The 13,998-nt window shown below is 72.8% G+C and carries 10 protein-coding genes; 6 read left to right on the top strand and 4 right to left on the bottom strand.

The window, feature by feature from the left end; genetic code table 11:
* Positions 1-87: 87 nt before the first annotated feature.
* From ACFYZA_RS38495 to ACFYZA_RS38480, 4 genes are all read left to right on the top strand, one after another.
* A complete protein-coding gene (locus tag ACFYZA_RS38495) occupies positions 88-1,827 on the top strand; it encodes a protein phosphatase 2C domain-containing protein (protein WP_388494911.1) in 1,740 nt (579 codons plus the stop codon).
* Positions 1,828-1,854: 27 nt separating this feature from the next.
* Positions 1,855-3,597, top strand: a complete 1,743-nt coding sequence (locus tag ACFYZA_RS38490) for a pyruvate dehydrogenase (protein WP_382590567.1) — start codon at positions 1,855-1,857, stop codon at positions 3,595-3,597.
* 176 nt (positions 3,598-3,773) lie between these two features.
* The gene (locus ACFYZA_RS38485) at positions 3,774-5,654 is read left to right on the top strand and encodes a serine/threonine-protein kinase (RefSeq protein WP_388494910.1); all 1,881 of its coding nucleotides are present in this window, start codon (positions 3,774-3,776) and stop codon (positions 5,652-5,654) included.
* 1,050 nt (positions 5,655-6,704) lie between these two features.
* On the top strand, positions 6,705-7,073 hold the full coding sequence (locus ACFYZA_RS38480; protein ID WP_382590561.1) for an ATP-binding protein: 369 nt from the start codon (positions 6,705-6,707) through the stop codon (positions 7,071-7,073).
* A gap of 86 nt (positions 7,074-7,159) precedes the next feature.
* On the opposite strand, the gene ACFYZA_RS38475 is transcribed toward ACFYZA_RS38480, so the two are convergent.
* Together ACFYZA_RS38475 and ACFYZA_RS38470 are read right to left on the bottom strand one after the other, a co-directional pair.
* A complete protein-coding gene (locus ACFYZA_RS38475) occupies positions 7,160-8,221 on the bottom strand; it encodes a DUF2637 domain-containing protein (RefSeq protein WP_382590558.1) in 1,062 nt (353 codons plus the stop codon).
* Positions 8,222-8,414: 193 nt separating this feature from the next.
* On the bottom strand, positions 8,415-9,263 hold the full coding sequence (locus ACFYZA_RS38470) for a (2Fe-2S)-binding protein (RefSeq protein ID WP_388494909.1): 849 nt from the start codon (positions 9,261-9,263) through the stop codon (positions 8,415-8,417).
* Between the two features lie 122 nt (positions 9,264-9,385).
* On the opposite strand from ACFYZA_RS38470, the gene ACFYZA_RS38465 reads away from it, so the two are divergent.
* Entirely contained in the window at positions 9,386-10,165 is a 780-nt protein-coding gene (locus ACFYZA_RS38465) for a GntR family transcriptional regulator (RefSeq protein ID WP_382590552.1), read from the top strand.
* Between the two features lie 85 nt (positions 10,166-10,250).
* On the opposite strand, the gene ACFYZA_RS38460 is transcribed toward ACFYZA_RS38465, so the two are convergent.
* The gene (locus ACFYZA_RS38460; RefSeq protein ID WP_382590720.1) at positions 10,251-11,024 is read right to left on the bottom strand and encodes a hypothetical protein; all 774 of its coding nucleotides are present in this window, start codon (positions 11,022-11,024) and stop codon (positions 10,251-10,253) included.
* A 141-nt stretch (positions 11,025-11,165) separates the two neighbouring features.
* The gene (locus tag ACFYZA_RS38455; protein WP_382590549.1) at positions 11,166-12,836 is read right to left on the bottom strand and encodes a PucR family transcriptional regulator; all 1,671 of its coding nucleotides are present in this window, start codon (positions 12,834-12,836) and stop codon (positions 11,166-11,168) included.
* Positions 12,837-13,100: 264 nt separating this feature from the next.
* Between ACFYZA_RS38455 and ACFYZA_RS38450 the strand changes: the two genes are divergently transcribed.
* Entirely contained in the window at positions 13,101-13,997 is an 897-nt protein-coding gene (locus ACFYZA_RS38450; protein ID WP_382590546.1) for an FAD binding domain-containing protein, read from the top strand.
* The last annotated feature ends 1 nt before the right edge of the window (position 13,998 follow it).

Raw genomic sequence — 13,998 nt, 5'->3', positions numbered from 1 at the left:
TTTTTTCTGCCGTTGCCACACTTGTCCGTTGAGCACATTTTCCCGATGCCCCGTTTTCGTACGCCTCCAGCGGTGGACAATAAGGGCATGAGTCAGCAGGGGGAGAGGCCGACCCGGGACGACGACTGGTGGAACCGGCTGTACGACGAGTCGGCCCCGGACGCCGGTCCCGACGGTTCGCGCGACAGCCTGGACGACCGCTTCAACTCGGCGTCGGACACGGTGGGTTCACCCTCGGGGGATGCGCCCGTACCGGATCCGCCCGTACCGGATGCGCCCGCATGGGACGTGGCCGTACCGGAGACCGCCGTACCGAAGGCGCCCGTACCGGAGACCGCCGTACCGGAGGCGCCCCTGTCGGATGCGGCCGTACCGGAGGCGGCGGCCCCGGAGCCCTCAGCGCCCCCGCCCGCACCGGAACGCCCGGCCCCCCAACCCGAGCCGCCCGCAGCCGCGGAGCCCACACCGCCCGCAGCCCCCCAACCCGAACCGCCCGCAGCCGCGGAACCCGCCCCGCCACCCGAGCCCCGCCCCCGTGCCCCCTGGGAGCCGCCCGAGACCCCGGCCGAGCCGCGAAGGCCGGCCGCCTGGTGGGAGGCCGTGCCCTCGGCTCCGCCGCCGCCGACGGAGCCCGTGCCCGAGCTGCCGCCGGGCTGGGCGGAGGGGGCGGCGCCGATCACCGCCCCGCCCGAACCTGCCCGCGCGGCCGACGACGGGCGCCGGGTCGTGAACGCCCCGAGCAGCCTGCGGACGCCCGGCACGGGGGCGTCCGGCCCACCCGTCACCGCGCCCGACGAACAGTTCGCGCCGCCCGAGACCGCGCCACCCGAGCGCTTCGCGCCGGTGCCCCGGCCGCGTACCGGCCATGTGGGTGACGGGCCGCCCACCTACGATGCCGAGCCCACCGCGCTGCCCGCCGCCCGGCCCGACGAACTCGACGACCTCGTCGCCGACACCGTCCTCGACGGCGCCCGCTACGGCGCCTACGTCCTGCGGGCCGCCTCCTCGCGCGGGGACTCCGCCCGCTACCGGGGCGAGCCGCGCCGCGACGCGCTGCTCACCGCCCGCTTCGGCTCCGGCGAGAACGCCTTGGTCCTGGTCGCCGTGGCCAGCGGCGTACGCACCAGCGAGCGGGCGCAGCTCGCCGCCGCCGACGCCTGTCACTGGATCGGCGGCGCCATCGGCCGCAGTCACGCCCGGCTCGCCGAGGACATCAGGGCGGGCCGGCGCGGCGACCTCAAGTCGGGCCTGCACCGGCTCACCGACCGCAGTTACGGAATGCTGCGGGCGCGCGCCGCCGAGCTCGGCGCCGAGCCCGAGGAGTACACGGCGAACCTGCGCTGTCTGCTGCTCTCCGCCGACCCCGCCTGCCGCACCCGGGTGTTCTTCGGTGTCGGCCACGGCGGCCTGTTCCGGCTGCGCGGCGGCGTGTGGCAGGACATCGAGCCCGCCGTGCCCGAGCCGGGGCAGGCCCGGGGCGAGCCGGTGGTCGGCTTCGGCTCCGCGCCCGCCGAGACCGAGCAGGGCGACCGCCTCACCATGGACCTGGGCACCGTCGAGCCCGCCCGCCCCTACATCGACCCGCCCGCCCCGCCGGGTGAGCCGTTCCGCTTCCGGGCCTCGGTCGCCCGGCCGGGCGACACCCTCCTGCTGTGCAGCGGTGGCCTGGCCGAGCCCCTGCGCGGCGAGGCGGCCCTCGCCAAGGAACTCGCCGAACGCTGGGCCGCCCCCGAGCCGCCCGGCCTCGCCGGGTTCCTGGCCGACGTCCAGCTCAGGGTGAAGGGGTACGCCGACGACCGTACGGCGGTCGCGGTCTGGGAGGCGTAACGGCGAAGGCCATGGGTTGATGGACCCATGGCCAAGCAGAACGTTGCAGAGCAGTTCGTCGACATCCTGACCCGCGCGGGCGTGAAGCGGCTGTACGGAGTCGTCGGTGACAGCCTGAACCCCGTCGTCGACGCCATTCGCCGCACCCCCGCCATCGACTGGATCCAGGTCAGGCACGAGGAGGTCGCGGCCTTCGCGGCCGGCGCCGAGGCGCAGCTCACCGGGGAGCTGGCCGCGTGCGCGGGGTCGTGCGGGCCCGGCAACCTCCACCTCATCAACGGCCTGTACGACGCGCACCGCTCGATGGCCCCCGTCCTCGCCCTCGCCTCGCAGATCCCCTCGTCGGAGATCGGCCTCGGCTACTTCCAGGAGACCCACCCCGACCAGCTGTTCCGCGAGTGCTCCCACTACAGCGAGCTGATCTCCAACCCGCAGCAGATGCCCCGCGTGCTGCAGACCGCCATCCAGCACGCGATCGGCCGCGGCGGGGTCAGCGTGCTCTCGCTGCCCGGCGACATCGCCTCCGCGCAGGCCCCCGACAAGGCGATCGACCACGCCCTGGTGACGTCCCGGCCCTCGGTGCGGCCCGGTGACACCGAGATCGACAAGTTCGCCGCCCTCATCGACGGGGCCAAGCGCGTCACCCTGTTCTGCGGCAGCGGCACCGCCGGGGCGCACGCCGAGGTCATGGCGTTCGCCGAGCGCATCAAGTCCCCGGTCGGTCACGCGCTGCGCGGCAAGGAGTGGATCCAGTACGACAACCCGTACGACGTCGGCATGAGCGGCCTGCTCGGCTACGGGGCGGCCTACGAGGCGACCCACGAGTGCGATCTGCTGATCCTGCTCGGCACCGACTTCCCGTACAACGCCTTCCTGCCGGACGACGTGAAGATCGTCCAGGTCGATGTGCGCCCCGAACACCTCGGCCGCCGCTCGAAGCTGGACCTGGCGGTGTGGGGCGATGTGCGGGAGACGCTGCGCTCGCTGACGCCGCGCGTGAAGGTCAAGACGGACCGCAGGTTCCTCGACAAGATGCTGAAGAAGCACGCCGACGCCCTGGAGGGCGTGGTCAAGGCCTACACCCGCAAGGTGGAGAAGCACGTCCCGATCCACCCCGAGTACGTGGCCTCCGTCCTGGACGAACTCGCCGACGACGACGCGGTGTTCACGGTCGACACCGGCATGTGCAACGTCTGGGCGGCCCGCTACATCTCGCCCAACGGCAGGCGCCGCATCATCGGCTCGTTCAGCCACGGCTCGATGGCGAACGCGCTGCCGCAGGCCATCGGCGCCCAGTTCATCGACCGCGGCCGCCAGGTCGTCTCGATGTCCGGCGACGGCGGCTTCTCGATGCTGATGGGCGACTTCCTCACCCTGGTGCAGTACGACCTGCCCGTGAAGATCGTGCTTTTCAACAACTCCTCGCTCGGCATGGTCGAGCTGGAGATGCTGGTCGCCGGTCTGCCCTCGTACGGGACGACCAACCACAACCCCGACTTCGCGGCCATCGCCCGGGCGGCCGGGGCCTACGGGGTGCGGGTCGAGAAGCCCAGGCAGCTCGCGGGCGCGCTCAAGGACGCCTTCAGGCACAAGGGCCCGGCGCTCGTCGACATCGTCACCGACCCCAACGCGCTCTCCATCCCGCCGAAGATCAGCGCCGAGATGGTCTCGGGCTTCGCGCTCTCCGCGAGCAAGATCGTCCTCGACGGCGGAGTGGGCCGCATGCTCCAGATGGCCCGCTCCAACCTCCGCAACGTGCCGAGGCCTTGACGCCCGGGGCCCCAGCCCGGGCCGGGGGCGAATCGGACTCCACCGCTCCGCCCGACCGTACGGAACCGCCCCGCCCGCCCCCGCGTCCTCGCCTTCACTCGGCGCCTCAACAGCGACTACGCTCAGCGGAGTTGCGCCGATGACCAGGCGAGAAGGGCCGGGGGAGCCACACCATCATGAGCGGTACGAACGGGGACGGACGCGGCGAGAAGGACGATTACGTCGACGGGGGTATCAAGCCGCTCGCGGCCAGTGACCCCGCGCGCATCGGGCCTTACCTGCTGCTCGGACGGCTCGGCGCGGGCGGTATGGGGCGGGTGTTCCTGGCACGTTCGGACAGCGGCCGCACCGTCGCCGTGAAGGTCGTGCACGAGGAGCACGTGTCCGACGAGCAGTTCAGGGCGCGCTTCCGCAGGGAGATCGAGGCGGCCCGCAAGGTCGGGGAGCGCTACACGGCGCCGGTGCTCGACGCGGGCCCCGGCGACGAGCCGCCGTGGGTGGCCACGGGGTACGTCCCCGGGCTCTCCCTCGAACAGATCGTGCGGCGCTACGGACCGCTGCCGACCGCGTCCCTGCACGCCCTCGTTGAGCGGATGCTGAGGGCGCTCAAGGACATCCACGGCGCGGGCATCGTGCACCGCGACCTGAAGCCGTCCAACGTGATGCTCACCGTGGACGGCATGAAGGTCATCGACTTCGGGATCGCGCGGGCCCTTGGGACGTCCGTCGAGTCCCTGCTGACCAGCACGGGGATGGCGGTCGGCTCGCCCGGCTTCATGTCGCCGGAGCAGGTGCGCGGCCAGAGCGCCGGGGCCAAGAGCGACGTGTTCACCCTCGGGTGCGTGCTGACCTATGCGGCGACCGGGCAGCTGCCGTTCGGGCAGGGAGCCAGCAACCAGCACGCCGTGATGTTCCAGATCGTGGAGGGCGAGCCCGATCTGACGGGTGTCGAGGACGACTCGCTGCGCGCGCTCATCACCCGGTGCCTGACGAAGGACATCGATCAACGCCCGTCCGTGGACGAGCTGTTGGCCGACCCCGAGCGGACGCGGCCGAGCGGAGCGCGAGGCGACTGGCTGCCCGCCCGCATCGTGGCGCGCCTCGCCCAGCAGTCCGCCCGCCTGCTCGACGCCGAGGCGACGCCCTTGCGGGAGGCGCCCGTGGACCGGGCCACCATCGGCCTGCGGCCGCCGCCCGGGACCCCCGCCGAAGGCGTCGTGGCGGTCGGCTCCGCCACGGCCCGGGAGCCCCGGCGGACCCGCCGCCGTCGCAGGCTCGTCGTGCTGCCCGTCATCGCCGTACTCACCGTCGGCGGCGGCACGATCGCGGTGCTCCAGCCCTTCGCCGGCGACGGCGGTAACGAAGCGCACGCCCAGCCGCCGAGCAGCAGTGCCGCCGCGAGCGCGAGTACCGGACCCGCCGCCAGCGCCACGCCCTCCACGAGCAACTCGCCCAGCGGGCCCAGCGGTTCGCCCTCCCCGGGAGCCAGTGACAAGGCGAAGGACGGCACGAAGGGCCCGGACGGCAAGGGTGCCGACGGGCAGAACACGGCGGCGAACGGCGGGAGTTCGGCCCCGCCGGCCGGCACCCCGGGAGGTTCGCCCGGGGGCGGCGGCTCCTCCAAGGGTGCCGGTGGTGGCGCCGGCGGCGGCTCCGGTTCCTCGGGCGCGTCCGGCTCGTCCGGGGCTTCCGGTTCGGCGGGCGCGTCCGGCGGTTCGAACTCGTCCGGGTCCTCCGGAACGCCGGCGGGCTCCCCGCCGGCCGACATGAAGGCCTACAAGCTCGAGTACACCAACAGCTGCGTCGGCGCCTGTTCCATGCCGATCGCGGTGAGCTGGCCGACGGTCTCCGGCGCGACCCGCTACGACATCCACTACACCAACAAGGGCAGCAACTTCACGAAGAAGAGCGTCGACACCATCTACTCCAGCGGGGGCACCAACTACACGATCAACGGCCCCTTCTCGGGTGACGAGATCTGTGTCTCGATGCGCGCGGCCAACAAGTACGGTGCCTCGGCCTGGGCAGAGACCTGGTGCGGCACCGTGCCCTACTGAGCGGTGCCCGCGCGGGCCGGTGCGCAGCACTGCGGCCCGGAGCGGTCCGGGCGGCGGCCGGGCCCCGGCGGGGCCGCCGCGACGACGCCCTCCGGTTCCCCGCGTACCGTGCGTACGCCTCGCGCCTCTCGTGGTGTACGCGCGGGATCGACGGGCCGGACGGGTCGTCGTGGGACGGATGCGGCAGTTCCGCCTTCCACAACCGTCGAGCCCGTACATCGGCTCAGCCGGCGGATCCGCGTGGGGCGCCCAGTACCTCAACCACCCTTTGAATACGGCGAGTTCGGCAGGGCCGTGTCGGTGGATCGGCCGATGGCCCGCGGCCGTCCCGTCCGCTGGCGGGGTCGGTTCTCAGGTGTGCGGGATCGCCGGATCGGCGGACTCCTCCCGGGGGAGTGCGACCCCCTCCGCAGGCGTGGCCTGCGCTGCCTCCGGGATATGCCGGTTGCCGAGGGGGACGCCCCTCCACGGAAGCCGCCGCGCTCTCGCACACCGGGCCCTGCCCCAGGAACCCCGCGCGGACGCCGGTAAATCCGGTGCCGAGGACCGCTCCGGCCCTGGGTCCCGGCCACCTCCCGGGCACCCTTCCTTCGATCCGGAACCGGCTCGTCTGAGCACGGCCGCTCCTCGGCTCGTGCCGCCTCGAACGGCTCGTATGCCGCCGTCAACGCCTCGGCGACGGGCAGCGGCCCGGCCCCGGTGCGGGCCGGACGGAGAGGGGCGGGCGGCTCCGGGCCGCGTGTTGCGCGGGGCGCACGAGGCGGCGCATGGCCTCCGCGCGGCGTCCTCCGACCGCCGGTCGGCCGTCGTGCCCGGGCTCTCCCGGTGCGGCCCACCGAACGAAGTCCCTTTCGGTCGTTGCGGAATCACCATGCGTGACCGTGGCCCGGTGGGGCATGCATCCCGTGTGCGTGTTCGAGGGGGAAAGGTCGTCACAGCGTGCAGGTGGGGGTTATGACAGGGCATCAGGCAGGACTCGGCTCCGCGGGGAGCGGGCCCGTCCGGACACCTGATGCGCAGCAGGGGGACCAGCGTCTGCTGTGCAGGAGAGTGGGACAGTCGGATCTGGGCGCCGTGCGGGACATACGCCACGCACTGCGGGAACTCCTCGGAGCCTCGCCGCAGGCGGAGGCGACGGACGTGGCCGAACTGCTCACCAGTGAGCTGGTGACCAACGCCCTCGTCCACACCGGACAGGGAGCCGTCGTGACGGTGACGGTGGGCGAGGCCGGACTCCGCGTAGAGGTACAGGACTTCGTGGCCGCGCTGCCCACGCCGTACGCGCCGTCGTCCGACGACGGCACGCACGGCAGGGGGCTGGTGCTCGTCCAGGCACTCGCGGACGCCTGGGGCGTCCACGAGCACGACCGGGGAAAGGTCGTCTGGTTCGAGCTCGGTGAGGGGGCGGCCCGGTACTGAACCGTCCTCGACCGTGCCGGGCGGCGCGGCTGCCGGCCGTCCTCACCCGTGCCGGGGAGTGCGGCTGGTGCGCGCGCCCTTTTCCGCTAGCCGAACTGCTGCTCAAGGTCCTTCAGCTTGCGCTCCAATGAGTCGAGCCGGGGCAACGCCTGGGTGTCGTCCTCGGCGGTGAGATCGACGGTCCTGGCCGCCGGGGACTCAGCGGTCCCGACGGCCTGGAGGGAGGGCCGGTTGCGCAGGGGCAGTTGTCCCGGCTCTGCTATGGCCGGCTCCGCGACAGCTTTGGGCTGCGCGGAGCCCGGTCCCGGTCCGATGCCCTGGACGTCGACCTGACGGCCGCCGCCCCTGTTCCGTCCCCAGGAGCGGTTCTGCCGGCTGAGCGCCTTGAAGTGCGCCCGGTCCAGCTTCTCCTGGTCGCGCCTGCGGAGCTTGTTCTCCTCCTTGGTGCGCTTGTCCTCGCGGACCTCGTCGACCGCCTCGTCCAGGGTGCGCACGTTCTCCAGGAGCATCAGCGACCAGGCGCCGAAGGTCTCCCGGGGAGCACGCAGCCACCGGACGATCCGGATCTGCGGCAGCGGCCGCGGCACCAGACCCTGCTCGCGCAGGGCCGCCCGGCGGGTCTGCTTCAGCGCGCGGTCGAAGAGCACCGCCGCGGAGAGCGACATGCCGGCGAAGAACTGCGGGGCACCCGCGTGGTCCATGCCGCGCGGCGCGTGCACCCAGTTGAACCAGGCCGCGGCGCCCGCGAACGTCCACACGAGCAGGCGCGAGCCGAGGGCCGCGTCACCGTGGCTGGCCTCGCGCACCGCGAGCACGGAACAGAACATGGCCGCACCGTCGAGGCCGAACGGTACGAGGTACTCCCAGCCGTCCGTCAGATTCAGGTTCTGCCGGCCGAAGCCGACCAGACCGTGGAAGGAGAGCGCGGCGGCCACCGCCGCGCAGCAGAACAGGAGCACGTAGGAAGCGGTGCCGTACACCGCCTCCTTCCTTCTGCGGCGCTCCTCGCTGCGCTCCCAGGAGTCGTCGCCGGTGGCGCTGTCACCGGTGCGCTTGCCGCGCGCGAGCACTACCAGAGCCACGACGACCCCCACGATCATCACGCCGCCCGGAAGCAGCCAGTCCAGCGATATGTCGGTCAGTCGCATGCGGTGTCCCTTGCATCGCGTAGGGCGTATCGGCCGCCATACTGCTCCAGCCGCCCGGGGCGGCAGGGGGTTTCGGGGCAAGAGGACGCCAACGGAGTGCGAGGGCAGTCGGATAGGGGGAGATAGCTCGAACTGCCGTGCCCGGCGCGCGAGTTGGGTTCGACTGGCGCTCACCCTTACGGGTGGCATGGAGTCAGGATGCGGCGCTGAGCATCCGTGCGCGGTCGGCGTCGCAGGTGCGCGGACAGGTGACGCAGGTCTCCTCGGGGCGCACGGTGTAGAAGAAGCAGCAGCTCGCCCGGTCCCGGGTCGGCAGGCGCCGCCCGTCGGGCGCGGTCAGGTCGCGGAAGCCCGGGGTGCCCACGTACGGCTTCGTGGTGCCGGGGAGCAGCGCGTCGAGCTCGGTCATCGCGCGCGGCTCCTCGCCGAGCAGCGCCCCGACGTACCAGAGCCCCTCGACGATCTCGTCCGTCGCCATGCCCCACAGCGCCCGCCGGCCGCGCCGCATGCGCGGTCCGAACCCGTCGAGCACCGGCCCGATGTGCTCGGCCACCGCGTCCCGCACCTCACCGCGCAGGGCCTCCTCGTCCGCCACCACGCGGGCGCCGGGCAGTTCGGCGGCCGGGTCGTCCGGCAGGCAGGCGAATTCCCTTACCCGTACGGCGATTTGACCGAGCGTTCGCTGGAACGCCACGTCGGCGACCGGGACGCGCGGCACCCGGCGGTGCAGGAACCACGGCACCGTCACCAGGAGGCAGGCGGGCCAGGCGTAGCGGTGGAAGCCGAACGAGGCGATGACATCGGGGCGGGCCTGGTGTCCGTAGTCCCGTACGACCTGGGCGTTGTCCCAGGCGAGGAAGGCGTCCAGGGCCCTTCCGCCGGCTGCGAGCTCCGCCGCGCCGACCCAGCCCGCACCGCTCGGCACCCGCTCCGTCGCGGACAGCTCCCTGATGCCCAGACCGGCGTACACCTCGGCGAGCCGGGCATAGGAGGGGGCGACAGGGCTGGGCGCGGGGCTGGCCAGCAAGGTGGAGACGGTCATGCGGGACCACCGAATCACGATCGTTGACAGGTAAGGCTTACCTTAGCCGATGTCGGCGATGTTTGAACTCGCGCTTTGTCCGCCTATGGTCTGTGGGGGCAGCGGAGCCGTAGGAGGCCGGGGTGGAGCAGGGCAGAGCGCGCGAGGCGACGGTGCCTCCGTACGGGTCACCCAGGGTTCCGGGCCAGGCCCGGGAGGCCGGGCACCTCGCCGGCGCGCGCGGCGAGCACACCCACAGCGAGCCGCCGTCCCCCCGCGCCGTAGAGCCGCGGCCCCGCACCGTCCACCGCCACTCCGTACGCGGGCAGATACTGGCCGCCCTGCGCACCGCCCTGGTCGACGGCGACCTGGTCCCCGGCGAGGTGTACTCCGCCCCCGCGCTCGGTGAGCGCTTCGGGGTGTCCGCGACCCCGGTGCGCGAGGCGATGCAGCAGCTCAGCATCGAGGGCGCCGTCGAGGTCGTGCCGAACCGGGGCTTCCGGGTCACCGAGCGCAGCCCGCGCGAGCTCGCGGAGCTCGCCGAGGTGCGGGCCATGATCGAGGTGCCGGTGATGCTGCGGCTCGCCCGTACGGTCCCGGCGGCCCGCTGGGCCGAGCTGCGCCCGCTGGCCGAGGCGACCACCGAGGCCGCCGCGACCGGCGACCGGGCGGGCTACGCCGAGTGCGACCGCGCCTTCCACCGGGCGGTCCTCGCGCTGGCCGGCAACGAGCAACTGGTGCAGGTGGCCGACGACTTGCACCGGCGCGCGCAGTGGCCGCTGACCGCGGCGCCGGTCGCCCGCCGCGGTGAGCTGGTGGCCGACGCCGCCGAACACCTGGCCCTGCTCGACGCCCTGTGTGCCCAGAACCTGCCGGTCGTCCAGTCGCTGGTGCGGGAACACTTCACGGGCTCGGCGCTCTGAGAGCCCGCTCCCGGGCGTGAGTGCGGCGCGGGGCCGGGCCAAGAACGGCGTAAGTGTCGTGCCGGGCAAAGGAATTGACGCGATATCAGATTTCGGCGGGGCGCGGGGGAGCGGCCCCCAGATGGGCCGCGAGCCAGGTGGGGACGCCGAGCAGTCGCACCAGGCGGGCCGCCTCCGTGCGCAGCCGGGTCGAGACCGGCTCCTCCTCGGTGTCGGCGAGCGCGGCGAGCGCGGGGGCCGTGCCGATGAGGTAGCCGAGCTCCTCGCGGATGCGCAGGGACTCGGTGAAGCCGTGCCGCGCCTCCGCCAACTCCCCGTCGCGCAGGGCGAGTCCGGCCAGATGGCGCCAGGTGAAGGAGAGCAGCAGGGTGTCGCCGTGGGCGGCGGCGCCCTCGTGGGCGCGACGGTAGGCGGAGCGGGCGGCCTGGGGTGCGTCGGCCACGTTCTCGGCGAGAAGCCCGCGCCGGAAGTCGAGCAGCGCCCGGCCCCGGCCGGCCGGGGCGGTCAGGGCGGCGGCCCGGCCGAACGCCGAGCGTGCCTCGTCCGCCCGGTCGCGCACCCCGAACAGGGTTGAGGCGTAAGCGAGATAGCCGCGCTCGCAGGCGGCGGCGCCGCGCTCCTCGTCGCTGCGGGCCATGGCCTCGGCGCCGCGCAGCGCCTCGTCGGCCTCCGCCCAGCCCGTCTCGGTGTACACACAGCGCTCGGTCAGCAGGGCGGTGCGTTGCAGGGCACGGGCCGGTACTCCCGCATGCGGTTCGAGCAGGGCGGCGGCGTCCGCCCAACAGCCGCGTGAGCGCAGCCGCCATATCGCCGTCTGGAGCGGATCCCCGTCATCTGCAGTCGTTCCGGAACCAGACATGGCGGTGTACGCCACGTTGCCCTCCCCGAGCGCGCCATCGAGCTGCTGAGTAGATCCGCATCTCAACACGGAATGGCACGCCGGGCCAAGGGGGGTGCGTGAATGAGTTCACAATCGTCCGACACTGGCCGGGATCGACTGTCAGCTCATACGAAGCGCCAGGAAGAAGTCCAGCTTGTCCTCGAGACGGGACAGGTCACGGGCCGTCAACTGCTCGATCCTGCCCACCCGGTAGCGAAGGGTGTTGACGTGCAGATGCAGTCGCGTGGCACACCGCGTCCACGAGCCGTCGCAGTCCAGGAAGGCCTCCAGGGTCGGGATGAGCTCGGCCCGGTGGCGCCGGTCGTAGTCGCGCAGCGGGTCGAGCAGCCGGGCCGTGAAGGCGCGCCGCACGTCGTCGGGCACGAACGGGAGCAGCAGCACGTGCGAGGCCAGCTCGTGGTGGCCGGCCGCGCACACCCGGCCGGGGCGGGCGGCGGCGACCCGGCGGGCGTGCCGGGCCTCCTCCAGGGCGCCGCGCAGTCCCTCGGCGGAGTGCACCGCGGCGCTGACACCCAGTGTCAGACGGCCGTCGTCGGCGAGGCCGGCCGACAGGGGCGCGCGCACCGCGCCGAGCAGCGCGTCGGCGTGCAGGCCGCCCTCGGCGCCCTCGGCCGTGGCCGCGGGCAGCGGCACGAGCGCGATCGCCTCGTCGCCCGCGTGGGCGACCGCGATCCGGTCGGATGACTCGGAGCCGACCACCGCCGGGTCGACCAGGATCTCCTCCAGGAGCGACTGGGCGACCGGGCCGCCCGCGATCTCGGCGCCCGAGTCCCGCTCCCAGTCCACCCGGGCCACCACGACCTGCCAGTGCGGCGCCGAACCGAGGCCGGGCAGCAGGACGGGGGCGGCGACGCGCAGGCGGGCCGCGATCTCGGCGGGCGCGGCCCCGGTCTGCACCAGCTCGAGGACTTCCTGGGCGAGCCGGCGGCGTACCGTACGGGCCGCGTCGCGCCGGTCGCGTTCGACCGCGATCAGCTGGGTGACGCCCTGGAGGAGGTCGAGCCGGGCGGCCGGCCAGTCGCTCGCGTCGGCCTCGACGGCCAGCAGCCAGTCCGAAAGCACCGTCTCGCGCACGTCCCGGGCGGCCGGTGCGGCGCCCCGGCCGTTGTTGCGGATCGGGAACAGCGAGTAGGTGACGCCGTCGATGGTGGCCCGGTGGGGGCCGCGCCGTCCGGTGCGGGTGGCGCCCAGGTGCTCGGCGGCCAGCGCGGCGCCGACCGCGGGGGTCAGGGGATCGCCGGCGCCCGCGATCTGGCGGCCGGTGGGAGAAAGCACCCAGGCCCGCAGATCGAGGTCGGAGCCGAGCAGGTCGAGGACCACCTCGGGGCCGCCGCCCGCCGGGCCGGACGTCATCAGACGGCGGTGGCGGTCCACGACCGCCGCGAGGTCGCCTGCCCGCTCGCCCGAGACCTGCCGTACGACGTGCTCGGTGATGGTTGCGAACGCGACCGACTCGTTCACCGCGAACAGCGGGAGCCGATGGCGAGAACAAGCCAAAACAAGATCGTCGGGAATGGCGCCGAGTTCCGCCTCGCCGGCCGCAAGACCCGCCACGCCCGCACTCGCGAGGATGCGTACGAATGGCTCGGAATCTTCGGCGTCCCGACGCCAGGCGAGACCCGTCAGAACGAGCTCGCCGCCCGCCAGATAGCGACTCGGATCCCGCAGGTCCGTAGTCATCACACCCCGCACCGTGCGGTCCAGCTCGTCCTCGCCGCCGAGCAGCCGCAGCCCCAGCGCGTCGGTTTCCAGAAGTGCGCGCAGCCGCATCGCGTGTCGCCGCCGATCTGTCTTGATGTTGCCGTTGGAAAGCGGTGAGGTAACGGAGCACCGCCTTTCATACGAATCTACAAGACGTGAGCGGAGACCAGCCAACTCCTTCATGGTTTCGGTGACTGCACCCGAGGGATCGGGGGCTTGTGTACTGAGTCCACACCGCGTTAACAGCACATGAACGACTGAGATGTCGAGGGCCTGCCGTCCCCGGGACCCGCGCGAACGACCCCGAATTTGAGAATCGGAAGAGAGCCACTCATGGACTTCCTTCGCCCCGCCAGCTGGGAGGAGGCGCTCGCCGCCAAGGCAGAGCACCCCACAGCTGTGCCCATTGCGGGTGGCACCGATGTGATGGTCGAGATCAACTTCGACCACCGGCGGCCCGAGTACCTCCTGGACCTGAACCGCATCAGCGAGCTGGCTCAGTGGGAGGTCGGGCAGGACAGTGTCCGGCTTGGCCCCTCCGTCCCGTACACCAAGATCATGGAGAACCTGCGGACGGAGCTGCCGGGCCTCGCGCTCGCCTCGCACACCGTCGCCTCCCCGCAGATCCGCAACCGCGGCGGCGTCGGCGGCAACCTCGGCTGTGCCTCGCCGGCCGGTGACGCCCACCCGTCGCTGCTGTCCTCCGGCGCCGATGTCGAGGTCGAGTCCCAGGCGCGCGGCGTCCGGCTCATCCCCATCGACGAGTTCTACAAGGGCGTCAAGCGCAACGCGCTGGAGGCGGACGAGCTGATCAAGGCCGTCCACATCCCCAAGGCGGACGGCCCCCAGCAGTTCTCCAAGGTCGGCACCCGCAACGCCATGGTCATCGCGGTCTGCGCGTTCGGCCTGGCCCTGCACCCCGAGACCCGTACGGTCCGTACCGGCATCGGATCGGCGGCCCCGACCCCCATCCGGGCGAAGGCGGCCGAGGAATTCCTGAACGCGGCGCTCGAAGAGGGCGGCTTCTGGGACAACGGAAAGATCATCACCCCGTCGGTCGCGAAGCAGTTCGCCATGCTCGCCTCGGGTGCGTGCAACCCGATCGACGACGTCCGCGGCACCGCGAACTACCGCCGTCACGCCGTGGGCGTCATGGCCCGTCGCACGCTGATGTGGACCTGGGAGTCGTACCGCGGCGACAACGGCCGCACCCTTGAAGGAGCTGCATAAC

Source organism: Streptomyces sp. NPDC001828 (assembly GCF_042892175.1).
Classification (GTDB): domain Bacteria; phylum Actinomycetota; class Actinomycetes; order Streptomycetales; family Streptomycetaceae; genus Streptomyces.
The sequence above is the reverse complement of the archived record's forward strand: the minus strand, read 5'-3'. Positions and strand labels throughout refer to the sequence as shown.